Here is a 24,348-nt window from a genome sequence, read left to right as displayed (position 1 = left end):
AGATAGTTTGTAAAAATTAGCTTTGATCTTCAACAAGTAGTTTCATTTTTTCTCAAAGGGCGTTACACTAGACTATGATTATTACTAGTGGAAACTGTTGAGCCAATCTTTCGATGGCAACTAATTTTTGCAGTGATATCGATTAGATAGGAGAGATTAATAATGAAAATACTTTATATATCCATTTCCGGAAATACTCGTTCTTTCGTTCAAAAGCTGACTACTTATGCGAAAGAACGAAACGCAGAGAATCCTGCCGCTCCTTTGATTGAAGGCAAAGAAATCCATGAAAACTCTGATTTCGAGCCCGAAACAGCAGACTATTTCGCGTTTGTACCGACTTATTTAGAAGGCGGCAACGGTATTGATAATGGCGATGTTGAAATCCTGACCAATGTGTTAGGTGAATATATGGACTACGAGAATAACTATCAACGTTGTTTGGGGATTGTCGGCAGTGGCAACAAAAACTTCAATCACCAATATTGCCTTACCGCCAAACAATATGCAGAAAAATTTGCTGTTCCAATCCTAGATGACTATGAATTACGTGGCACGCCAGCAGACGTTGAGCGAATTTACCACACATTGGTTAATGCAGCAAAGTGATGCAAATAACAAGTGATAAATAGCTAATCACATTGAACAATCAAGAAACAGCAATCTGGAATTAAGGCCATAAAAACAGCGACAAAAAAAGAAACGTTAGATTGTGCTCAGAACTTTTTCTGCTCAGCACGATCTAGCGTTTCTTTTATATGTTCATTCCCACTTATCGTCGTTACCGGTATGGAACGTAATCACTCGATACCAAGGACGTGTATCATCCGTATGATAAGCTTTATAATCAAAGCCCGCCATGGAAAAGCCGACAAATGCAATTAAGAGGCCAATGGTGGTCATTAATACACCTAATTTTAATAATTCGTTAATTCTAGTCTTAATCATACGAATTTCACTCTCCTACTGAATAATAATTTTGCTACTCGTTTTGTTAAAGATGCGGTCCATTTTATAAAAGTACCGCTGATTCTGACAAAAGCGATTGTTAGTAAGATGCCCAATCCGAAGAGGGCTACGCCTAAACCAAATTGCGTGACGCCGACAAATAAACCATCTTGAACAGCAAATAAACTTGTCACAGCTGCGGCCAAACCACCGACAATCCCAGTAAACGCAAAGGATGCGACGACAAATGGAATCATCCAAATAACCAAATAGGCAGAAAAAATAATTAGTACAACAGCCAACAATAAACTACCCCACAATGGCAGTCCTAAGATGGTGATGATCAAGAAAAAAGGCATTGTTTTTCTTGGAACCTTTTGCTCCTTCACGACAAACCACGACTCGAAATTATCGTAAATTAATGAATCTGGATTGCCTAATTTGAAAATCGCTTCTTCCTCTGAATAACCATCATCGATTAAATCTTGGATCATTTCGTTACAATACGCCAAGAAAGCATCTTTTTCTTCAAGCGGCGCTTCACGAGGAATCTTCCTCTCTAATTCTACTAAAAACATTTGAGCACTTTTTTTCATTCTACTAAACTCCCCTCAATAAATGCGTAAATCTCTTCCACCTGGACCTTACTTTCCATAAATACTTGCAACTCCGTTCGTCCGGTCAGTGTAATTTTATAATATTTTCTCAGTCGACCATTATATTCCTGCGAGAACGTCTCAACGCAATTTTTTGCCTCTAAACGTTTCAAAATAGGATAAAGAGTCGACTCTGTAATCGGTATGAGACCAGAAATATTTTTGATGATATCATAACCATAAGATGGCTGTTTATTCAGATAAGCCAAAATACAATACTCTAACATGCCTTTTTTTAATTGACTGTTCACCCGAACACCCCCTTATGCATAATACTATACATCACATAGTATTGGGAAACAAGTCAGTTTTATAAAAATAGGTCTCAAGACTGAGAGAATGATTTTGGAAAATAAGTGAGTGGAGTAGTATATTTTATTCCTATTTTCTGTAATAAATACTGTATTTCTCCCCTTTCTTTGCGATATTCTTGAATAATAGTTCAATTAAATTCAAAATTATATTTGGACATAAAAAAATACCGACCGCCAAAAGTTAGGTTTTGGCGGTCGGTATATAATTGTCAGATTTTCTTATTGGTTGGCGCAATTTGAAAGAAGAAAGCATGTGCTTATCATTTTCTAAAGTTCCATTTATTCCATTTTAAAAATAAATACTAAACCATTTGGATCTTTAACGGTAAATGATTGTTCGTCTTCTGCTAAGAATTCTTGTGTTTGCTGGATATGCTCTTTAACATCAACGAAATTTTGTTTGTCAGGAATTAATAGCGTCAAAGATTCTAAGCCAAGATCTGTTTCATTGATGGCAGCACCGTTTTTACTTTGCCACACGTTGGCGCCAATGTGGTGATGGTAATCCCCTGCTGCAAAGAATTTGGCTTGCCCACCAAAGTTATTCTTCAAAGAAATTCCTAAAACATCTGTGTAGAATTTTTCTGTCTGATTTAATTCAGCAACTTTCAGATGCACGTGTCCCATAACTGTGCCGGCAGGCAATTGATTGGTTTTTCTATCTGCGGCAGCAAGCACACCATCCGCATCCATTTCTAAAGTTACACCGACTATTTCACCATCTGAACGGATATCCCAATTTTCACGAGGCTTGTCATGGTAAATTTCAATCCCATTTCCTTCTGGATCATTGAGATAAATGGCTTCACTATAGCCATGATCGGCAGCGCCAGTAATCGGCGCCTTAACGGAGAGCAAATGGTACAATACATTGCCTAAATCTTTTCTTTCTGGTAATAAAAAGGCCATATGATACAAGCCAGTCTTTCGCGGACTCACTTGGCCATTCTTAATTTCTCTAAGCGCCACCAACGCGCGTCCGTCTACGCCCAATACAGCGCTCGTAGCGGTTTCAGAAATAAGTTGTAAGCCAATGTTGTGTATGTAAAAAGTGACTTCCTTTTGTAAATCATTGACTTTTAAGCTAACGGTTCCTGGATGTGTTTTTTCATGTATTTTAAATTCTGGTATAATAACGGTCATTTGTAATTCCTCCCTAATTTCTATCTGTCATTATCATATCACTTACTTTTTGTAAGAACAAATAAAGAGTCTTAGAAAGTGGAGCTCATTTATTTTAGTTGAGAAAAAAAGAAAAAAGTTGAGCAGTCTACTGAAGGACTCCTCAACAAAATAGTACACTAATCGACTAATTTTTTTGATTCATAACTGAGCAATGCAGTGTTAGTTACAGAAAAATTAAAGAAATCTTCATTATCAATCGACTCAAAATAAGTATGCATAACGCGGATTAAGGCATTATGGCAGACCAATAAATAGGTATTCTCTTCATCTGCCAAACATTCCTGAATCAGAGGATAAATCCTCGCTGCCGCATCAAGGACTGATTCACCGTCAGGAAAGCGATAGGCAAAATGTGTGCGCACCGCTTGAAGTGTTTCATTCTGAATCAATACCCCGTCATAGGTTCCAAAATCGAATTCAGCTAGACGAGCATCTTCTTCTAAGGGAATCTGTATCTGACGACTGACTGCGCGTGCGGTTTCTTTGGCGCGAATCAGTGGCGAATGAATAATTTTAGTAACTGGTTGAGCCAATTCTTTAACTTTTTCACCCAATTCCTCAGCTTGTTGATAGCCTTTTTCGGTCAAAGGAATATCAGCTCTGCCACAGACAAGTCCCTTTTTATTCCATTGTGTTTCTCCATGTCTTGCAAAATAAATCACGTGGTGTCCCCCTCACTTTTCCTCCTTCTATTGTACTCACTAATTACGGAAAAGCCAAATTACACAAATGAAACCGCTCTTATCGATTAATTGTCAGAATATTTCTAAAATTAGAGCTTTCTCATATTGACAACAGACAATTTTAAGTTTAAACTAATCTGCAACTCAACAAAAAATGGAGGGAATATTTATGGAAATGGATACAGAAGTACGGCCTGGCGCCAACCGCTATCTGGCGGGCGAAACAATTTTAAACGAATTACCAAATTATTTAAAACGATACACTACAGTTGCTGTAGTTACTGGGGAAATTTCTTTTGCGAAGTTCAAAGCATATTACCCTCACGACTTCGACTACCCGACATTTGTCTACGATGGCAGTGCCAGTGAAGAAGATGCGCAGCGACTTGCGGACATTATCGGGCAAGCAGATGTGGTTATTGGTATCGGCGGCGGACGCGTCCTTGATACGGCAAAAATGACAGCGGAAAATTTACGTTCGGAATTCATTTTAATTCCGACACTTATTTCAAACTGCGCGCCATTTTCACCTGTCGCAGCGGTCTACAACCCAGATCACAGCTTCAAAGAAATTGGTTATTATACATATTCAGCGTCTTTATTATTTGTCGACTGGACGTTCTTATTACAGACGCCTAAAGAATATTTTATCGCGGGAATTGGCGATACTTTGGCAAAATGGTATGAAATTGAAGGAATCACACGTAACTTATCAGATAACGAACAGACAGCATTTATCCGTTTAGGAATTGCTAGCGCTAAAGAAATCTTGTCAATTTTACTTACCGATTCTGAACAAGCATTGAAGGATTTAGAAACGCAAACTGTCTCACCAGCCTTTGGACGCGTGGCCGACACAATTATTGCCTTAGCTGGAACAGTTGGCGGATTCGCAGCCAAATTCGGTCGTTCAGCCGGTGCCCATGCGGTGCACAATGGCTTATCGTATATTCCATCAACGCATGAAGTTTTACATGGTGCAAAAGTTGCTTATGGCATCTTAGTTCAATTGGCTCACACGAACGATTTCGATGAAATTACTAGTCTACTACCCTTCTACGAAACAATTGGTTTACCAACTCGTTTAGAAGAATTGAATGTCCGCGAAGAAGAATTACCTTTACTAGAACAAGCCGCAGATTTTGCTGCCGGTAAGAAGGAAAGCTTCCAAATGATCGACGATAATATCTCAGCGGAACAGGTTTTAAAAGCCATTCGTGCAGTGGAAGAATTAGAGCGCGTAGCGGTCTAATCTCGCTTATAATTACTGTAGGACACGGGAATAAAATTTTATAGGAATCAATATTTTACTTAATACAAATAAAGAATCGCCGAAAATCAGCTGATTTCAGTTGATTTTCTAGCGATTTTTTTTGCTATCTATGCTTCATCAATCCAAGGTAGATCCGTGGTTAAGGTCGCAGCAAATTGTTGATACTCGTCACGCTCTTGTAAACGATGGGCGCGACGCTTTTGATAACCTGAACAGACCAATTTTTCTTCGTCTGTTTCTGGAACTACATGAGGCACAGTAAATTCAGTTTCCTGATTCATATGTGAAGGCACAGCTACAAATGTTGTGAAGCAAGTCGCCGCCAAATAGCGCTCCCCTGTCGTCAGATTCTCGCCGACTACTTTGACAAAAACCTCCATCGATTTTTTGTGCGCACCAGATATGTAGGATTCCACGCAGACAGAATGATTTTCATGAAGAGGTTTCAAGAAATTCAAATTATCTAGTGAGGCCGTTACTGCACCTCTTCGGCAATGTCGTGTCACTGAAATCGACGCCGCATCATCAATTAAAGTCATCAGCTTACCGCCAAATAGCGCTTTAAATGGGTTCAAATCGAAAGGAAAGATCCGATGCGTTTGAATTACGCGGGATTCACGGCAAAATTTTGTCTCAGTCATAGGGTTTGTTTCAGTCATAAATTCTTTCTCCTCAGCTCTCTATCATCTGTTTTCTGTAAATACTGTAGCGCATTTTCAATAAATATGCAATTTTTCAAGTTAGGGGCTAGTCAAAAAATATAAATTTGTTGTTGGCTTGGGAGCAGCTTCATTCTTAAGTGAGTGGGATTTTTGAACTTCACTAGTTGGGGAATCCACTAATTTTAAATTCGTTATTTAAAACCTTATCCAATCGGTAAATAAGTAAAAAAATAGCTACTTGTTAGATAATTGTGGCTAGTTGCGCATCCTTTAAGGTGTAAAATGTTAGTTTTTAACGCAAAATCCACTTGTAGATGGATTCTTGTTAATTGACAGGCCAGGAAGATACAGGAAAACACCGCAACTAGCCACAACTCTAAAAAATTCTATTTTCCAGTAAAATGTGAATTTAACTCGGCTAACTTTTATAAAATCCCCTCAGAGAATCGCTAGGTTATAAGGTTTATATCCCTTATATTCTTTTTTATAGGTAGTAAACTAGCTACTTTTTAAATACTTGTGGCTAGTTGCGTTTTTTGTGAAGTAAAACACAAATAGAAAAAGATATTTTTAATAAGAAAGCTACTAAACATTGAACAGTTGCCAGTTACAGCTCGATTGAAAAGCGAGAAGACACCAAAATTAATTATTAGGGGAAAAATGACTAATTAGGTATACGAATAAAAAATTGAAAAAATTATCTGTTATTTATCAGCTCCTCGCCCAAATCTTTCATACGATGCTAGTTTGTAATAAATAAATGACGAGCGTTAAGAGTGATTATTTTCAAGAAAAAAAGAGCAGTCCAGATGATGAACTACTCCTCGTTTTAGTAATAGATTTAGAATGAAAGCATAAATCCGTTATAGATATTGATAGCTAGGACTAAGAGAATCACCAGCTGAAAAACTAAGGCAACTTTCTTTTCTGTGAGTACATGACTAAATTTGGCGCCTAGTAGTCCACCGAGGATGGCTGCTGGGATAATCACGAAAAGCATGGTCATATCGTAGCGCGCGAAGCCTGTTGTGAAAGTAATCGTGACTAATTTTGATAATTGCGAGAAAAAAATAGTGCAAATGGAATAGATTGTCGCTTGTTTAATCGGCATTGCAAAGAACAACATTAGTAAAGCGACATTGATTGGACCGCCACCGATACCTAATAGACTGGCGAAAAATCCTAGCACTAAACCACAGAATAAATACCACAGCCAGTGATGCAAATTGAAGGAACGCCAATGAAATTTCGTGGCACAAAAGGCAAAGACTAAGGTGATAATCGTCAAAATAATTTGCACCAATTGGACATGTGACTCAGAAGGCAACAGTTGATACAGCCCTTCGAAAGCGATACTTCCTAGTATACCTCCGAGAATCGCCCCTACCGAAATCCACAAAACTAAATTAAATTTTAGGGACGCACCCTGTTTCATTTGACGGGCGGTGGAAACAATCGACATGGTAAAGACCGCCACACTCGAATAAAAGGATATGGCCGCTACCGAATGGGCGCCAATCAAATCGAGCAGCGGCTTGATGATTACGCCACCACCCATACCTGAGATTGCGCCGACGGTATTGGCAAAAATAATCACTAAAAAATAGATCAGACTTATCATTTCGCAATTCTCCCAACTAATTCCATAATTTCTTCTTTATGTGGCAAGAATTGCGTTAGAACCTGTTGGTACCCACAAAAATCTTGCCCTTTCGTCACGTAGATAGCATCCTTCATTCGTTTGCAGCCACCATTACAGGCTTTCTGAAAGAGACACGAGTGACAAAATGCACCGTAATCTGGCTTTTCACATAGAAATTTTTTGGAGATTTCTTGCTCAAATAATTCCTTCAAGCCACTTTCTTGAATATAACCCATGCGATATTCATCTAGCACGTAGAAATCGCAGGGATAGACGCTACCATCCGCTTCAATCACGTATTGAATCTGACAATTCCCTAAAATTCCGCAGGCCGTCACGCGCCCACCGACAAATAAATTCATCAGATCATCAAACAATTTGACACTGCGGTAATGCCCAGACTGCAGCTCTGCCAACCAGAATTTAAATAGCTGCCCATAAAATGAGGCAAATCGCTGTGGTGTTAGCGCATAGCTACTTCTCTTCTTAGCTTCTAATTCATCCAAGCAAGGAATAAATTGAACATATTGAATGGATTGTTCTTGTAAAAAACGATAGACCTTCTTCGCTTCCTTAGCTAAAGGATTTGTCAGCACGCATAAAATATTGTACTCAATCCCATAGGTATCAAACAATTCCTTGGTTGCCAAGACTTTCTGAAACGTTCCTCGACCTTTCGGATCCACGCGATTCAAATCATGATACAGCGGATGACCATCGATGGATAAGCCCACCAAAAATTGATGCTCTTTCAAAAATTGACACCAGCGTTCGTTAATCAATAGGCCATTAGTTTGTAGTGCATAATGAACCGTAACGTTTTTCGTCTGTTGCTCAACAAACGCAACAATATTTTTATAATACGTCAGACCTGCTAACGTTGGCTCCCCACCTTGAAAAGCCAATGTGAGCTCATCGCCATCGACTAAATCTACAAAGAGATGCTCAATCATCTTTTCTGCAGTTTCAGATTTCATTTTTCCAAATGAACGAACTTCTCTCAGCGAGCTGACGTCTGCATAAAAGCAGTATTTACAACGAATATTACACAGCGCGGACGCTGGTTTGACTAGAACAGAAATATGCTTCATTTATTCGACTCCATCTCTACGACGATTCTTCTCACGAAATATGGGGAATAAAATCAACCGTTTTCTTCCCTTTTAGTTATACTATAGAGCGTTATTTCAGTGATTGCAAGAATTAGTCAGATGATCCCAATGATTGTGTACAACATTGTGTCCGCAATGAAGTGACGCTGATTCACCTACCATTTATCAGTCATTAGTTTTATTTTTCTAGTTTAATCCCTTGCATTGAGACGCGTTTCATACAGTATACTCAATTTGTAAACATCAAAGGGAGGTTATTTTTATGAACACCTATGTAAAAATTAGCGATACACAAAATGGTGCCTATTATTATGCATTGGTTCACTTTTCCGGCGAGCATTTAACACTACGTAGTTCACAAGGAATCTTCAGGAAAAAACTGAATAAAAAAATCTCACTGGCTGCTATCAAAAATTTGGTCTTAGATAAGTTCTGGGGCGGTCATAGAATTACTTTCACATTTGAGAATGAAAACTATACATTTTTCGAATCAGGAACAGGTGTGGTAGACTATTTACAAACAAACTTAAGTCTGTAGGTGATTGCTAAATGGCCAATATTCGTGACATTGCTCGATTGACCGGCTACTCTGTGTCGACAATTTCGCGCGTGATTAATAATTATCCTTACGTGGATGAAATCAAGCGTAGACATGTGCGCAAAGTGATGAAGGAGCTGAATTACGTGCCGAATTCCACTGCACGTAATCTCAGTATCGGCAAGACTAGAAATGTCGGCGTGATTCTGCCCTTTACGAATCATCCATATTTCGACCAAGTCTTGAGTGGGATTATGCAAGAAGCTTTTTTATCTAATTATAAAGTAACCCTATTACCGACAAATTATGAGGCTTCAGTGGAATTGGACTATTTGACCCAATTTGCGGCAAAGGAATTCGATGGCTTGATTATTACCTCGCGCGCCAATTCCATTGAAACCTTACTCGATTATCAAAAATACGGTCCGCTGATTTTCTGTGAAGAAATCAAAGACGTACCGGCTAGCTGTGTCTATATTAATCGCACAGAATCTATTCGCGAAGGCCTGCTCTATCTGAAAAATCAGGGCTACACTCGGGTTGGTGTGACGTTAGGCAGAAGTCGCAAGCTTAGCCAGAATTCTAAAATTACTGTTCAGCTCTGTCACGAAGTATTTCCAGAATTTACGGAGGAAGACATCTACTGGGATTGTCTCCACTATGAGGATGGACTTGAAGCAGAAGCCTTTCTGACTTCCCGTAATCTCGACGCTGTCTTTTGTAATGGGGATCAGATTGCTGCGGGCATTTTACGTGCCAACTCGAAAAGAAATCGTCAAGCCATAGTCGGACGTGACAATCTATTGACTAGTGAACTGCTCCATTTTTCGACAATTGATCACCAGCTGCAGCTATGTGGTAAAACGGCGTTCCAGCAATTTCATCAAAAGAAAATGGACAAGATCAGTATTCCGTATACTTTTATTGAACGAAAGTAACGGTTAAAAAAAGAGGCTAGCTGTCATCACTTTGATAACAGCTAGCCATTTTTTCGTTTTTATTTGTACCGGAATCTCAATGAAATACTAACAAACTAACAAATGCCAACATCGCCGGTAGCCCTTGTTTTAAAATGATTGATTTCGAGCTGGTCAGTCCGCCATAAACTGCGACCACAGAGACAAACCCGGTCAATAATAAGCCTAATTCTAATTGATTGGCTGAGAATAACACCGTGTAGCCTAGTACTAGCGCCAGCATCAAATTATAAATTCCTTGATTCTTGATCAAAGTCTGAACCGTTTGATCCTTCAAGACAGCCACGGACATGCCAAATGTCTGCGAGGTTTTTGTTGAGTCAGGCACGATACTTTCCAAATAAAAAATATACACATGCTCTAACGCAACAAGACTGCATAAAATCAGTGGAATAATCGTCATCATTTCAGCCTACTTCCATTCGGTAATTTTATCTACAGGTAAGCGAACAGATTCATAACCACCTTCTAAAGCTTTACCGATGGAAACGATCATTACCGGCACGTAACGAGATTCATCTAATCCGAAGGCCTTCGCTAATTGATCTTCCTCGAAGCCGCCGATTGGATTAGTGTCATAGCCATGTCCGCGAGCCACTAACATCAATTGCATCGCTGCTAAACTGCCGTCGATCTTGACGATGTCATTCATTTTCTCAGGTGACATCCCTTTATAATGAGGCACGATTGACTCTAGTTGTTTATCTTTGACTTCTTCAGGCATTTTTCCTTCTGCCACCGCTTGTCCATAAATTTCCTCTGCTCGTTCGTAGCATTGCATATCCCCAAAAATTAGCACCATTGCTGATGATGTTTCATTTTGTAAAGTATTGAAGCGAATTAGTGGTTTCAAGGTTGCTTTCGCTTCATCAGATTCTACCACAACAAAGCGCCAAGGTTGTAAGTTCACTGATGACGGAGCCAAAGTTGCTTCAGCCAACATTTCGCTCATTTCTTCTTTTGAGATTTTAACAGCTGGATCATAATTACGTACGGAACGGCGTCCTTTTAAAATAGTTTCAAAGTTATTTTCAATCATGTTTTTTCTCCTCTTTCATTCATCTAGTTGATTGTTTTGGCAGAGTCTCATCAACATCTGCTCTAAATTTGTTATTTCTTCATCACTAAAGCCCTCAAATAACTCGGCTAGTAGACTATTTTTCTTGTCAGCACACGTGGCAATCACAGACTTACCTAAGTCAGTTGCTTGCACCAACACTTCGCGATTATTCTGCGGGTTACGGACGCGCACGACATATTTCTTCTCTTCAAGAATTTTTAAATGTCGCGTAATCGCCCCTTGATCGATGCGAATATGACGTTGCAATTCTGTCTGCGGCAGTTCCCCTTGCTGGCTCAAATACACAAGCATGCCATACCGAGTCAAACTCAGTCCTGTCTGCTTTTCAAAATTTTGCGTCACTTGATTGCCAACCGTTTTAAGTAATAACAGCAGTTGACTTGCCTTTGTATTTTGCATAACTCTCATCTCCATTCATAGTTGACTTGTCAACGGTTGATAAGTCAACTATAAAATAAGTGCTTTATTTTGACAAATGATTTGCTCATATAATAAAAAAGCAGCCGTACTTTTACTTTCGTTTTCGATAACTAATGATATTCACTATCAAAATATGTTATTCAATTATTTGTATTCCCCGTATCATTCTATTTTCACTTCCTTTTGATTCTTTCTGAAAAAAATCAAACTGTGCGAATGGGCACTAGTGGAGTTTTCAGCGAATATACAATGAATAGAACTAAATTCAGGCTTTATTTCAGATTATTTTTAAAATAAACCAACCATAAAATCCCATGTCTATAGGATTATTCGACCTTTACACGTTTCAATCCAAACATTTTATGAGTCGTAATTATCTAATTTTTCATCACTAGTCCTCATTCGCACACTTTTTAAGAGAAAAAATGAGCTGAATTGGATGATTTTAGAGGTAAAACCCACTAGATAATGGGTTCTTGTAATTTAAGACTTTACTAAAAACCCTGAAAACAGTGCGAATGAGGACTAGTGAACAATTTCTAATTTCCAACTAATACACAATGAGTCGGATTAAATACAGGGTTAATCTCAGTACAAAGAATTAAAAAGCCTACCTTAAGAAGCTTCCTAGCATTTGTAATAGTTATCGTCCCTTTAGCGATAAAAAAGCAAGCTAGTTTTAGCTCGCTAAGTTTCTTTGTACAGTTGTCTGGTTTGTAACACAAGATGGGTTGTAATGAACGATATAAACCATTGTCGATGACGTAAAACATCAATTAGTGCAGTAATCGCCAGCACTAGTTCAAGTACAAAATAGGGAATTAAAAATGGCAAAATATCTTTTATGAATGATAAATCGATCGCTATGTTCATTTATTCTTCCTCCTCGTAATAGATCATCCAATCAGTGATAGGAAAAGAAATCACACAGCCAACACCTAAAATAAGATTATTTTTATGACTCCTCTTCTGTATTATCTATACCAATACAAATAAGGCAACGAGAATTAAAAAACCACATATATTCCTTTTTTTTGAAAGATAGTTAGCAATAACGTACTCCAATGAAATTAAAATAACGACCGCGATCACGTAGAAAAACAAAAAAATCAGTACCCGAAGGCACTGATTAATTTACTACTATTTATTGTTCTTTGTCTTTTTTATCTTCTTTTGCTTTTTCATCTGAATCTAGCATCAATTTAAATTCTTGTCCTGCTTCTTCACGCACATAAATCGCTGTGTACAGCGCATTAGCTTGTTCTTCTTTTGACTTAACTAACTCAAATTGAACTTGTGAGATGACATCGACGCCTTGTAATTCTTTGACAAACGCTTCAATCGTCTTCTTCAAACGGTTGCGGTTTTCGCCAGCCTCTTCAGTCGTTACTGAAAGTGAAATACTTTGCGTCGGTGAATCGATAAATAAGACAACTGTAGGCAAGCCAATATACGGTGTCAATTTTTCTGTAATCGTCTGTTCAATATTTTCTTTGATTTTCTTGCTATCTTTTCCTGACATAACGCCTTTCCAATTTGCGTCAGAAAAGCCCAAGCCTTGGATCGGATAGTCCGTTTTTTCAATCAAATATTGCTGCTCTGTTTTCAACTTAGTCACTTCGGCTTTGAGCGTCGCCATTTCATTTGTTCGATTAGTCTCAGCTATATAGAAGGATACCATCATAAACAAGAGAAAAATCTGGACACCCATGCCCCAAATGATTAAATACATGACATGTTTAGAGGTTTCTTTTTGTTTTAGAAAAGCTAATTTTCTTTTGAACTTCTTTGTTGCTCCGTCATTCGGTATTTTTACCTGATCTAACTGATGTTGAATGAGCGTTCGATAAATCAGTATGCCAGACAGGACTAAAATAAATAGACAGCCAATCAATAAAAACCAAAGCATAAATTTCCTGTGCCTCCTTTTTCCAGCCAATCATTCTTTCTATAATGTGAGCAAATTATTGTTATTTAATAAACGATGTTCAACTGGTTCACAATTATTTTAATACAATCGTTATTTCATGCGGTTCACATAGTCTGCTTTGCCATAAACAAAACAATGCCAACAAGCCATTAAATTCTAATAGATAATGGCTTAATTATTGCCTGTAAAATTTTTCTAATACCTAGTATCAATAAAAAACAATCATTATATATACTACGGTATGGCAGTTCTTCTGTCAATATGATACCTCATGTTGTCGTCAAAAAAAGGGAAAATAATTTAGATATTTGCTCTAAACTGAACAAAATTTAGACACGATGAATCAGTTCGCTACGAATATAAAAACACCTCAAAAAAAATTGGTAAATAAAAAACGTGGGCTTCATGATTATTCATCAACAGCCCACGCATGTATACTATGCTTTATTTATTCATTACAATCGGTTCCTTCTATCATTTCCAACAATCTTATTAAGCAAACACGGCGGTTATTAGATTGATGGTATCTTTTTTTCATGTTATTTCATAGAGCCTTTTATTTGAGACCATTCGCTTTATTCTCTGTCTCGTGACTCTTCTCTATTACCTAAATAATTCAAGCCTAAGTCAAAGCCATCAAAAGTTTCACCATCGTAATATCTCAGTAATTGATCAATTGTCAGATTGGTTTCTTCCTCTTCTACTGCCTCTTCCAAATGCTCTTCCCGATAAGCCAAATATTTATCCGCCAACTCTTTAATGAATTGCGGCCTCGAATAAGCCGACGCATTAATCATCGGTAACTCCTTGATATGACCGGCATAGACTGGTCGACCCTCTTCTATTTCTATCGGATAACTCACAATCGTTAAGCCAATCTCATTAAAACTCTCTTCATCAATCATTCATTTCAGCCTCTCTACGTTTACTCGATACCTTCATTATACGCTAAAAATGAGCCGCAGAAAAACAATAGCTAAAAGGAATTCATTTATTTCCGGATGAATCCATAATTGACACTCAGCTCTATTGCATAGATTTTATCCTATCTTTCAGATGCGTTCTCTTAACTCATAGCTTCTATTAATTCTTCAACGTAGCATTCTGACTCATTTAGGAACCCTTCAATTTTTGTCAATTCTTCCATGTTTTTAGCCTGTAGGATCTTATGCTCGCTCACTTTGACATTCATGCCGAAGTGAACGAGCGCGATTCAAATGATAGATCCAACTTTTTCAGTAATTCTACTTTACGCTTGAACCAACTGATAGACTTTTTTGAAATAGAAGGTCCGAGCAATCAGATAATAAACGGCTTGAATCACTACAAAGGCACCCAAAACTTGCCATCCGGTTAGCTGCATACCCAAATTAAATATGTGGTACATGGCGGTTAAAGCGACTGCTCCGTGAATGACTGAGACAATGATCGGTGTAAAGAAGAGAATACCGACTTGTTGGTAGATCATTTTTTTCAATTCAGACTTTGCCAGCCCCATTTTATAAATCATCTTGAATTTCTCGACATCCATCGCCATATCGCTATACAATCGGAAGTATAGGAAGCTACCGGCAGAGATGAAGAAGACAATCCCGATAAACACGCCGACGAATAAGACAGGCTTAAACATATCGGTGACTGATTGTTGCGAATACGTTTTAGAAAATACATACTGAGGCAGTGTCTCAAAAGTTTTACCAGCGGCGATCAATTGTTCGCGACTCGCTGATTTCGGCTGCCAACTGATGATTTGCGTCTGGCTCATTGCTGACAAATCAACTGCATCAGGCACTACAAATGTCGCTTGGTAAGCTGATACTAACGCCGTGTCCAGCGTTGCATCAACAGGAAAAGTTTGATCCCCCACCGTCACTGACTTAACTTGTGTTTTACTAGTGCCAATCGCTGTATTTGATAGTAACTCTACTGCTGAATTTTCTGTTACAGGCACCGTCGCTTCATTTGCTAACTTCGCCAATTGGTTATACTCTTTTTGAGAAATAAATTGTTGGTTATTTTCATCCGTATATATCGAAATTGTTACAGAATCTGCCGTCATCTTTTCTTTGGCAAGCGTTTGATTAATGGATGCTTCAATAGCGACCATCTCTTGAGGGGCACCTTGTGCTTGAAACTCATAAGCAATTCCGTTTGTTTGTTCCATAATCAAATTCTGAAAGCCGAAAAGTGTCCCAATCGCTGCAAAAGCGACAGTTGAAATAATCGATACTAAGAAAAATGAACGGGCATTATCTTTCATTCGGAAAGCTAAATCAGAGAAAACCACCATATTGGTCCGTTTCCAAAAGATGGATTGGCGATTTTTCAAGCCTTCAATTAGTAAAACACTTAGCTGATTAAAGAAGAAACGTGTACCTACTACCACAATTGCAATTACCGGCAACATCACTAGCGGAACACTCAGACCAGGTGCTAATAAAGCAATGCTGTAGCCGATTGCTAATAAAAGAATAGATAGAAAACTTTTTATTCTTGAAGCTTTAATCGTTCCTTTACCTAAATCACCAGCCTTTAATAGCTCCTGTAAAGTCAAACGAGGCAAACGGAACTGAATGAAAAAGGAAATCAGCAAGAATAGGATTAAAAAGGATAAAATCGTCAAAATAATGGCCTGCGTTGGGAAGTAAAAGCCATACGCAACGTGCATAAATTGCTTAGATATCCATAAAATAATTTGTGAAAAACCGATTCCTAGTACACTACCACTAATCGTCGCAAAAAAGCCAATAACTAAGTTCTCGATGAAGACCATTTTTTTCAACTGCTTAGGACTCATCCCCTGAATCATCAATAAACCAAATTCTTTTTTCCGTGATTGTAGAAAAACATCCATTGAGTAAAGCACGAAGAAAAAAGCAAAACCATAGATAATAATTGCTGCAGCCAACATCCCAATCTGGACATTCTTATTCAGTCCAGAGGTCAGGTCCGGATGAAACGCGAAGACGGTAAAGGTAAAGAAAACCATCACAGACATCAGCGTGCTTAAAAAGTAGGCCATATATAAATGTTTATTACGCAGTGTATTGCGTACCACAAATTGATTAAAATTCATTGTCAACGCCCTCCACTCGGGCAAGCTCAATCATAATTTCCTCGTAAAATTCTTTTTGACTCGCTTGCTTATATATTTCATGGGTCAACTCCCCATCCTTGATAAAGACGATTCTTTTGCAGTAACTCGCTGCCAACGGATCATGGGTCACCATCAGAATCGTCGCTTTTTCTTCCTGATTTAACTGCCGCAACAAACCCATCACGTCTTTGGATGATTTAGTGTCCAAATTGCCGGTCGGTTCATCGGCTAACAGTAAATTAGGCTGGTGAATCATCGCTCTAGCAACCGCAACTCGTTGGGCTTGTCCCCCGGAAATTTCCGCTATCCGTTTTTTCAATAAGGTTTGAATGCCCAAACGAGGGGCGATTTCCTTCAATTTTCGTTTCATAACCACAATCTTTTCGCCATCCAAGGTTAAAGGTAAGATAATATTTTCTTCGACGGTTAATGTTGGCATCAAATTAAAACTTTGAAACACAAAACCTAGCTCACGACGACGAAATTTTGCGATTTCTTCTGGACTCAGTCGATTTGGATTTTGACCATTCAACAAGACTTCGCCACTCGTCGGCTGATCAATCGTTGCCAACAAGTTAAGTAAGGTTGATTTCCCACTACCAGATGGGCCCATAATTCCAACGAACTCCCCTTCTTCAATTGTCAAATTAATGCCTTTCAACGCTTCATATCTGATGGTTTCCCCATAAATTTTAGTTAGATTTTGAACAGTTAACATAGTAATTCCTCATTTCATTTTTTCTTTGATTTGAGACTATTGTACGCCAATCTTTTTTATTCCTCCTGTGATTGAAATTTCATTTAGCTAACATTTCCGTCACCTAATCTTGCAAAATATTTAGATTCTGTAATATCCAAATAGAACACAAAAAAACCATCAAACAACGATTTGCTGTCTAATGGTCAACTGGATTATGCTTCATATTCAATTAAGTATGGATAGAGAGCGGTATTGTAGAGAGCTTCTGAATATTCGATGATTTTACCGCGAGGACTGATAGCCCGCCGCGTGCGCAATAGGCCATTTGTCTCTGTAGTATCTAAGAACTTTTGCTGATCAAGCGTCAAGGTCGCCGCCTTGAAGCCATCCTCAAAACGCTCAATTGTATACCCTCGCTGATCGAGAATACGATACAGTGATTCCTGCTCAAACAATTCAAGCGTCACATCTTTTAATTCACTAGGTAGATAATATTCAAAATAAATATACGGTTGATGATCCAGTGTATAGACCCGGCGAAAAAGCATCGCCTTCTCACCAAAACAGTCGTAAGCCGCATGTTCTGGAGTCAGAGTGACTTCTTCAAAGGAAAGATTTTCCTTTGTGACATCTAGCCCTGTTTTACTCAAAATTTGCGTGAAACTACCTGCCTTCGACAATTTATTATAAGGACGATTACTCAAAACAGTCGTACCTCGACCACTTTTTTTCTCAACATATTCATCGCTCGCTAACAATTCAATCGCATTTCTCACGGTAATTTTACTAACATTAAATAACGCTTCAAGCTCTGTCTCTGTCGGCAGCAAACTGCCTACTGGATACTTCCCAGAAAATATATCTTCTTTAATTTGATCAGCAATTTCTAAATAAAGGACACTCTTTCGTTTCATCTATTCATCTCCTCATGCCTGTCTTATACAAACATCATAACATTCTAACTAGCAAGATTCTACAAAAATAACTAGAGATTAGACGATGATTCTTGAAATCCAGACAGCCATTGATCATCCCAAAACACGATAAGCTATTCTAGTTATTTGCATTAATTTTGAGTAAAGACTGCTTGAATCTCATCAACTAGATGGGCATCAATAAAAGAATTCAATTCTAAAACTATTAATCGCTCCTTGTGAGCAATAATATGGGGAGAGACCTCATTAGTATTGACCCCCATAAGATCAACATAGAAACTCTTTTCTGGTCGCTCATCCATGAATTTCTCCAAGCTTTCTGCATTAGAGAAAGAGAGAATCTTTCCTGTTCGCATGTCATTCGGTGCGAAGTCCGGCGCAACATCAGCTGCCCTCTCAGGTTGAACATCGAATTCAATAATGTGCTCCACCAACTCATAAGCTGCTTTATGAGGGGAATGTTCATCGATTTGGTGCTCTTCATTCACGCCTAATGCAAGTTCCTGCTCTTTCAGTATTTCGAGCAGTTGTTCGATATACACTTCATCACTCAAAGGTAACTCCTCTTGTACTGCAACAGTAGATTTCGGATGGGCGGTATTTTCTACGATGTCTTTCTCAGCATCACTCGTCTGTTTCCCCACAAATGAATAAACTAAACCTATGCAAATAAAAACAAATAATAATCCTATAGCCGTGCGCTTCTTATGTAAATTATTCATACTTTCCTCCCCTCAATTTTTACTCATGCATCATTCTTTCGAATCTGCTATCACCTTCTATTCTGGCTGTTCACCTTTAATAAATCAATAGTTATTTTATTACTAAATAAAAAATCATGGCAGCCGTCTTTTGGACATTTGCCATGATTCTATTTCTAACTATCTATTTCACACGAATTATTTATTTATACGAACGATTAACTCATTTCAATTCTAACCTAGCCAAATTACTCAGCAGTTACTAAAATTTATTCATGCGGTGGCATTTGTAGCTCTGCTTCAGGTTCCTCTGTCTGTTCGATGAGAACTTTCCGAGGTTTGCTTCCTTCAGATGCGCCCACCACACCATGTGCTTCTAATTCATCGATAATCCGAGCCGCGCGATTATAGCCGACACGGAATCGTCTTTGTAATAAGGAGACGCTGGCTGTTTGCATTTCAACGACTAGATTTTTCGCTTCTTCATACAAATCATCTTGCGGATTATCTGGGGAAACAGTCGCAGATTCTTCTGTAGGCATCATTTTTTCATCGTAGCGAGCTTCTTGTTGGTCAGTTACAAATTCAACAATTCTTTCCACTTCATGGTCAGAAATAAACGCTCCTTGAACACGAATCGGTTTATTCTCGCCCATTGGTAAGAAGAGCATATCCCCACGACCCAATAATTTTTCCGCGCCATTACTATCAATAATTGTCCGAGAATCGGTCCCACTAGAAACGGCAAAGGCCATTCGTGAAGGCACATTCGCTTTGATAATCCCGGTGATAACATCGACACTAGGCCGTTGCGTCGCGAGAATCATGTGAATTCCAGCTGCTCGAGCCATCTGCGCCAAACGAATAATCGCATCTTCAACTTCATTACTAGCAACCATCATCAGGTCGGCCAACTCATCAACAATCACCACGATAAATGGTAACGTCGGATGATTTTCACCCATCTCTAAATTCTTCTGTGCGACAAATTCATTGTAACCAGAAATATTCCGAACGCCTGTCGCTGCAAATTTTTCATAACGTTCTTCCATTTCTTGCACGACTTTTTGCAAAGCTTGAGACGCTTTTCTAGGATTCGTGACAACTGGCGTCAATAGATGAGGAATCCCGTTATAGACATTCAATTCAACCATTTTCGGATCAATCATCATCAATTTTACTTCATGGGGTTTCGCCTGCATCAAGATACTTGTGATGATCCCGTTGATCGCCACCGACTTCCCACTCCCGGTCGAGCCCGCAATTAATAAATGGGGCATTTTAGAGAGGTCAGCTGTTTGAACCATCCCAGAAATGTCTCTACCCAAAGGTACTTCTAACAATTTATCTGGGTGCTTCGGTTGAGCTTCAATGATATCTCGGAAGGAAACCATGCTGATGGCACTATTTGGCACTTCAATCCCAATCAATGATTTCCCAGGAATCGGCGCTTCCATTCGGACATCTTTCGCCGCTAACGCCAAGGCAATATCATCCGTCAAACTAACAATTTTGCTAACTTTTACACCGACTGCTGGCTGCACTTCAAATTTTGTCACCGATGGGCCCAAACTAGCTTTGACAACCTTCGCATCTACGCCAAAGCTTTGGAAAGTTTGTTCCAACACACCGATATTTTTTTCGATTTTTTTGTATTCACTACTTTGATCCGTTGCTGGGATTGAATCCAGTAACGTTGTAGGTGGCAATTCATAATCATGATTTTCCGTTTCCGGACGAATCTCGAAATTCAAATCACCCGTATCCTCTAGCGACTCATCTTGTCCTTGCTGGGATTGTTGAGTTGACTGACGTTGGTGAGCTTGTTGCGTACTTGCGCCTGTCTGCCCAGTGGTTTCATCAGGAAATAGTTCATCCTCATAGCCGAAGTTTTCTTGTGATTGTAGAACTTCTTGATAGCCATCAATGATTGAGCCTAAATCCAACTGTTCCGGTTCAAAATCATTTTCTTCACGCTGTTCCTGAGCCAAACGTTCATCCTCGGATAAAGCACGCACCTGATTCTTTTGTTGCTCTTCATATTGTGCCTCCGCTTGTATGCGGGCAGCTTCTTTTTTCTCTTCTCGCTGGCGCTCTCGTTCTTCCTTGCGTTGTTCTTTCTTTTGCTGCTTCAGTGCTTGTTTTTCTGGATCACCAGCAAAAATATCATGTAACTTTTCAGCTACCAGACCAATTCCATCCGTAATCTCATGAATATCTCTCATGCTAAATAAGAACAGACCGACTAATGCAAACAAAACAGTTAGAATATAGCTTCCTACTTGAGAAACCATGAAATACGTGCCACTGTATACCAGCGCGCCAATCATTCCGCCACCGACATTTTGGGCAATCTTACCTGTGCGAATATCCATCGTCAACATTTCCCAAGTCGTCCCTAGAATGTTCGGTTCACCGCTTTGAATTTTGCCAAATAATTGCGCATGTAAGAATAAAAGAATTGCTACATAAAATAAAATAGCCCCAACCCATCTTCTAGGCTGACCATAAGTTATCTGCGTATTTTTGATCATCAGACAACCGCCATACACAATTAATAGTAGGCACAAAACGGAATACGTATTCCCACCTACAATGCGAAAGCCATTTGCAATTAAGGTGCCTAAAAAGCCTAAATTTAATAGACCGAATATGGCAAAAAGGATAAAAACAAAGCCTAATAAAATCGTTAGAAGTTGTTCTTGTTGCTGCTGTTGTTTTTTTGTCTTGCGTTTGTTTGTTGGGCGTTTACGTTTCGCCATTTTTTCCACCCCTCTTTTCATCACTCTCCATTATACAAAAAAAAGAAGGCGAACAAAAGTTTTGTTTTCATAAATTTTCCATTCTTTCATTTTTCTCTTACCTAAAGTCCAACTTCAACAAAAAAAGCCCCTGACTCAGCTGTAAAAAACTGAATCAGGGCTTTCCTTATTAGAATCTATGCAAACTATTTACTAGCGCCTTTTGATTCTCTCTACAGACTTCGCAAAACTTAGCTATTTTCACCGTTTTCACGAATGACTTCTTGGTACCAATAGTAACTATCTTTTTTATGACGCGCCAGGCTGCCTTCTTGCGTTTCATCTTGCTCAACGTAGACGAAGCCGTAACGTTTTTGGTAGCCATTTAGCCAGCTTAATAAGTCAGTATATGACCATGTGCAGTAACCTAGGACAGTCGCGCCGTCAGAGATTGCTTCACGAATGGCGTGGACGTGGCTACTCAAATATTTAATTCTGTAATCGTCATGAATTTCATTGTTTTCAGTCAGCTTATCGTACTCGCCCAAGCCATTTTCAGTAATCATAACTGGCATCCGGTAACGGCTAGTAATTCGACGTAAACCAATCCGCAACCCTTCAGGATCGATTTCCCAATCCCAGTTTGTACGGTCAACAAATGGATTATCAATTTTTTTATACATTCCTGGTGTTCCAGTTTCTTCAGAAGTCCCTTTTTTACCAGTTGTATTCATTTTACCCATGCCGACACCATCCAGTGGATTGAACATGTTCGTCGCTGTTTGATAATAATTGATTCCTAAGAAATCAGGTTTCGCTGACTCTAAAAGTTCTTGGTCACCCTCTTCAATCGTTGGTGCCCAACCTTGTTCAATCAAATAATTTCTAGCAGCAATCGGATATTTGCCCCACATGTAGACGTCCATCCAGTAGTTAGCATTTAAATCTTCTGCATCTTCTGCAGCCAGTACATTTTTAGGATCGCTGTCGATGGCATAGTTTGGTGTATAAGCAAAACTTGGACCAATCTTTCCTGGCATATCCATCTCGTGAAATTTATTAATAACAGTTGCATTCGCTAGAAAAGCAATATGGTTAACTGCATACATCCGCTTAGGATCTTGAACTCCTGGTGGGTGCGCCGCTAACATGTAGCCTAGTGAAGTGAAGACATTTTGTTCATTCAAACTAACCCAATACTTAACTTTGCCGCGGAACTCTTCAAATAAAGTCGTCGCATAGTTAGTAAAGTCAGCAATAATTTTGCGGTCTTCCCAACCACCATATTCATCTTGCAAAGCTTGTGGTAAATCCCAATGATATAACGTCAACATCGGCTCAATATCATTTTTTATCAACTCATCAATCAAGTCATGATAAAAATCTAACCCTTTTTGATTAACTTCGCCACGGCCATTTGGAAAAATACGTGTCCAAGCCACAGAGAAACGATAGGTTTTCAAACCTTGTTCCTTCATTAAAGCAATATCTTCTTTAAAACGGTGGTAATGATCAACAGCTAAGTCGCCATTCGTTCCTTTAAAAGTTTTCCCAGGAATACGGACAAACTCATCCCATACAGAAACGCCTTTGCCATCTTCTTGCCAAGCTCCTTCTACTTGATACGCAGCAGAAGCCGAACCCCATAGGAAATCTTTGGGAAAACTAGCTAATTTTTTATGTTCCATTCATCTCTTCCTCTCTTCTACATTTCCCATATAGAATAACATGTATCCACATTCAATTCAAAGAAAATAATAGTCATTCTACCCTAAAAATATAGACTTTATAAAGCTGAGTAAATTATACAACATTTTGCCAAAAAAATAGTTGGCCTTTCCCTCTCTATTACGAGTGAAAACACCAACTATTTGTAGATTTTTATGTTTATCTTATTTCGATTTAGACTATTCAATTAGGTATTTGTTTAATATGCCTAATCCTAGCATGTTCTTTACCTTACAATCTAGTTCACCACGTGACGATAATCGAAAAACCTGCGGCTAACAGACAAAATATTGACGAATTATTCCTAAATTTCTAATAAGATTCACTTTAGTATTCCCAATATGATGATAGCGCAACCAAAAAAGAAGAACATTCTTCACTTTCGAAGAATGTTCGCTATTTATATGAGTACAAGTGTGTTAGTGTCAGTAGAGAACTTACTATCATATAAGTGTAGAATTGTATTGGTCTTGGTGAATCACTCTCAAACTACTAATTATAGAATTGTGAGCGAGAAAAACCACGGTTTTAACCGTGCGGATGATAGCGCACAAATGAACTGTAAGAGCGTAGGGTAACTTGCACTTAGTGAATATACAGAATCTCGTATATTCCAACGAAGAAATTTAATTGCGGGGAAGCCCTAAAGCGAGTGAAACGAAAACGTTGTTTTGAAATATAGACAAGCGTGTGGAAGTGGTTTCGCCGTATTGGGTAAAGCCAACGGATAAGATATAGTCTGTGCTTGCGTGAAAGCGTAAGAAGTTCATAAGAGAACTGTATAGGGATTAGCGCACCTATGTGAACAAATGTTCATCAATGTTCAGCCTACGTATTCGCCTTCAGAAATCATGAAGGTAATCAAAGGGAAAACATCGAGGATCATTCGACAAGAGTTTGAACATTTAAGCAAAATGCCAAGTGTTTGGACACGTTCTTACTTTGTTTCAACCGCAGGCAATGTGTCTAGCGCTACAATTACACGATATATTGAAAGCCAAAGAACAAGATATTGATTTCGTTAA

24 protein-coding genes and 1 pseudogene are annotated in these 24,348 nt (G+C 38.7%); 5 read left to right on the top strand and 20 right to left on the bottom strand.

The window, feature by feature from the left end:
* The first annotated feature begins 162 nt into the window (after positions 1 to 162).
* The gene (gene nrdI / locus BAU15_RS13245; RefSeq protein WP_161843211.1) at positions 163 to 609 is read left to right on the top strand and encodes a class Ib ribonucleoside-diphosphate reductase assembly flavoprotein NrdI; all 447 of its coding nucleotides are present in this window, start codon (positions 163 to 165) and stop codon (positions 607 to 609) included.
* Between the two features lie 153 nt (positions 610 to 762).
* Here the strand turns inward: nrdI and BAU15_RS13240 are convergent, their stop codons facing one another.
* The 5 genes from BAU15_RS13240 to BAU15_RS13220 all read right to left on the bottom strand — a co-directional run bounded on the left by BAU15_RS13240 (position 763) and on the right by BAU15_RS13220 (position 3,765).
* Positions 763 to 948 (bottom strand): hypothetical protein, encoded by a 186-nt coding sequence (locus BAU15_RS13240; RefSeq protein ID WP_161843210.1) that lies wholly within the window; start codon positions 946 to 948, stop codon positions 763 to 765.
* Complete coding sequence (locus BAU15_RS13235; RefSeq protein ID WP_161843209.1) at positions 945 to 1,544, bottom strand: DUF1700 domain-containing protein; 600 nt, start codon at positions 1,542 to 1,544, stop codon at positions 945 to 947. The genes BAU15_RS13240 and BAU15_RS13235 overlap by 4 nt, the downstream gene beginning before the upstream one ends.
* Positions 1,541 to 1,855, bottom strand: coding sequence for a PadR family transcriptional regulator (locus BAU15_RS13230; protein ID WP_161843208.1), 315 nt, complete (start codon positions 1,853 to 1,855; stop codon positions 1,541 to 1,543). Before BAU15_RS13230 ends, BAU15_RS13235 begins: the two co-directional genes overlap by 4 nt.
* Positions 1,856 to 2,197: 342 nt before the next feature.
* Positions 2,198 to 3,061: a VOC family protein gene (locus BAU15_RS13225; RefSeq protein WP_161843207.1), complete on the bottom strand. Its 864-nt coding sequence runs from the start codon at positions 3,059 to 3,061 to the stop codon at positions 2,198 to 2,200.
* A 158-nt stretch (positions 3,062 to 3,219) separates the two neighbouring features.
* Entirely contained in the window at positions 3,220 to 3,765 is a 546-nt protein-coding gene (locus BAU15_RS13220) for a histidine phosphatase family protein (RefSeq protein ID WP_161843206.1), read from the bottom strand.
* Positions 3,766 to 3,955: 190 nt separating this feature from the next.
* On the opposite strand from BAU15_RS13220, the gene BAU15_RS13215 reads away from it, so the two are divergent.
* Entirely contained in the window at positions 3,956 to 5,038 is a 1,083-nt protein-coding gene (locus tag BAU15_RS13215) for an iron-containing alcohol dehydrogenase family protein (RefSeq protein ID WP_161843205.1), read from the top strand.
* Positions 5,039 to 5,166: 128 nt separating this feature from the next.
* Here the strand turns inward: BAU15_RS13215 and BAU15_RS13210 are convergent, their stop codons facing one another.
* From BAU15_RS13210 to BAU15_RS13200, 3 genes are all read right to left on the bottom strand, one after another.
* Positions 5,167 to 5,700, bottom strand: a complete 534-nt coding sequence (locus BAU15_RS13210) for an acyl-CoA thioesterase (RefSeq protein WP_161843410.1) — start codon at positions 5,698 to 5,700, stop codon at positions 5,167 to 5,169.
* An 862-nt stretch (positions 5,701 to 6,562) separates the two neighbouring features.
* A complete protein-coding gene (locus tag BAU15_RS13205) occupies positions 6,563 to 7,342 on the bottom strand; it encodes a sulfite exporter TauE/SafE family protein (RefSeq protein ID WP_161843204.1) in 780 nt (259 codons plus the stop codon).
* Positions 7,339 to 8,454 carry a radical SAM/SPASM domain-containing protein gene (locus tag BAU15_RS13200; protein WP_161843203.1) on the bottom strand — a complete coding sequence of 372 codons (1,116 nt, stop codon included), beginning with the start codon at positions 8,452 to 8,454 and terminating at the stop codon, positions 7,339 to 7,341. Before BAU15_RS13200 ends, BAU15_RS13205 begins: the two co-directional genes overlap by 4 nt.
* Positions 8,455 to 8,737: 283 nt before the next feature.
* Between BAU15_RS13200 and BAU15_RS13195 the strand changes: the two genes are divergently transcribed.
* Positions 8,738 to 9,013, top strand: coding sequence for a hypothetical protein (locus BAU15_RS13195; protein ID WP_237580202.1), 276 nt, complete (start codon positions 8,738 to 8,740; stop codon positions 9,011 to 9,013).
* Positions 9,014 to 9,024: 11 nt separating this feature from the next.
* Positions 9,025 to 9,951: a LacI family DNA-binding transcriptional regulator gene (locus BAU15_RS13190; RefSeq protein WP_161843202.1), complete on the top strand. Its 927-nt coding sequence runs from the start codon at positions 9,025 to 9,027 to the stop codon at positions 9,949 to 9,951.
* Positions 9,952 to 10,027: 76 nt separating this feature from the next.
* Here BAU15_RS13190 and BAU15_RS13185 read toward each other — a convergent pair whose 3' ends face one another.
* From BAU15_RS13185 to BAU15_RS13130, 12 genes are all read right to left on the bottom strand, one after another.
* Complete coding sequence (locus BAU15_RS13185) at positions 10,028 to 10,396, bottom strand: DUF1304 domain-containing protein (protein WP_237580201.1); 369 nt, start codon at positions 10,394 to 10,396, stop codon at positions 10,028 to 10,030.
* Positions 10,397 to 10,402: 6 nt separating this feature from the next.
* Positions 10,403 to 11,029 carry a nitroreductase family protein gene (locus BAU15_RS13180; protein ID WP_161843201.1) on the bottom strand — a complete coding sequence of 209 codons (627 nt, stop codon included), beginning with the start codon at positions 11,027 to 11,029 and terminating at the stop codon, positions 10,403 to 10,405.
* A 15-nt stretch (positions 11,030 to 11,044) separates the two neighbouring features.
* Positions 11,045 to 11,470, bottom strand: a complete 426-nt coding sequence (locus BAU15_RS13175; protein ID WP_161843200.1) for a MarR family winged helix-turn-helix transcriptional regulator — start codon at positions 11,468 to 11,470, stop codon at positions 11,045 to 11,047.
* A 708-nt stretch (positions 11,471 to 12,178) separates the two neighbouring features.
* Positions 12,179 to 12,364: a hypothetical protein gene (locus BAU15_RS13170; RefSeq protein ID WP_161843199.1), complete on the bottom strand. Its 186-nt coding sequence runs from the start codon at positions 12,362 to 12,364 to the stop codon at positions 12,179 to 12,181.
* Between the two features lie 271 nt (positions 12,365 to 12,635).
* Positions 12,636 to 13,400, bottom strand: a complete 765-nt coding sequence (locus tag BAU15_RS13165) for a hypothetical protein (protein ID WP_161843198.1) — start codon at positions 13,398 to 13,400, stop codon at positions 12,636 to 12,638.
* A gap of 596 nt (positions 13,401 to 13,996) precedes the next feature.
* Positions 13,997 to 14,323, bottom strand: a complete 327-nt coding sequence (locus tag BAU15_RS13160; protein ID WP_202622749.1) for a hypothetical protein — start codon at positions 14,321 to 14,323, stop codon at positions 13,997 to 13,999.
* 347 nt (positions 14,324 to 14,670) lie between these two features.
* On the bottom strand, positions 14,671 to 16,497 hold the full coding sequence (locus BAU15_RS13155) for an FtsX-like permease family protein (RefSeq protein ID WP_161843196.1): 1,827 nt from the start codon (positions 16,495 to 16,497) through the stop codon (positions 14,671 to 14,673).
* The gene (locus tag BAU15_RS13150) at positions 16,487 to 17,236 is read right to left on the bottom strand and encodes an ABC transporter ATP-binding protein (protein ID WP_161843195.1); all 750 of its coding nucleotides are present in this window, start codon (positions 17,234 to 17,236) and stop codon (positions 16,487 to 16,489) included. The genes BAU15_RS13155 and BAU15_RS13150 overlap by 11 nt, the downstream gene beginning before the upstream one ends.
* A gap of 194 nt (positions 17,237 to 17,430) precedes the next feature.
* Positions 17,431 to 18,132, bottom strand: a complete 702-nt coding sequence (locus BAU15_RS13145) for a GntR family transcriptional regulator (RefSeq protein ID WP_161843194.1) — start codon at positions 18,130 to 18,132, stop codon at positions 17,431 to 17,433.
* Positions 18,133 to 18,284: 152 nt separating this feature from the next.
* Entirely contained in the window at positions 18,285 to 18,875 is a 591-nt protein-coding gene (locus tag BAU15_RS13140) for a hypothetical protein (protein ID WP_161843193.1), read from the bottom strand.
* A gap of 248 nt (positions 18,876 to 19,123) precedes the next feature.
* On the bottom strand, positions 19,124 to 21,616 hold the full coding sequence (locus BAU15_RS13135; protein WP_161843192.1) for a DNA translocase FtsK: 2,493 nt from the start codon (positions 21,614 to 21,616) through the stop codon (positions 19,124 to 19,126).
* 230 nt (positions 21,617 to 21,846) lie between these two features.
* Positions 21,847 to 23,283 (bottom strand): glycoside hydrolase family 1 protein, encoded by a 1,437-nt coding sequence (locus BAU15_RS13130; RefSeq protein ID WP_161843191.1) that lies wholly within the window; start codon positions 23,281 to 23,283, stop codon positions 21,847 to 21,849.
* Positions 23,284 to 24,132: 849 nt separating this feature from the next.
* Between BAU15_RS13130 and tnpA the strand changes: the two are divergent.
* Positions 24,133 to 24,339, top strand: a pseudogene (gene tnpA, locus BAU15_RS13125) (IS200/IS605 family transposase); the annotation flags it as partial.
* Positions 24,340 to 24,348 lie beyond the last annotated feature (9 nt).

The sequence above is a fragment of the Candidatus Enterococcus huntleyi genome (assembly GCF_009933175.1).
Lineage (GTDB): Bacteria > Bacillota > Bacilli > Lactobacillales > Enterococcaceae > Enterococcus_K > Enterococcus_K huntleyi.
This window is presented reverse-complemented; position numbering and strand designations above follow the sequence as displayed.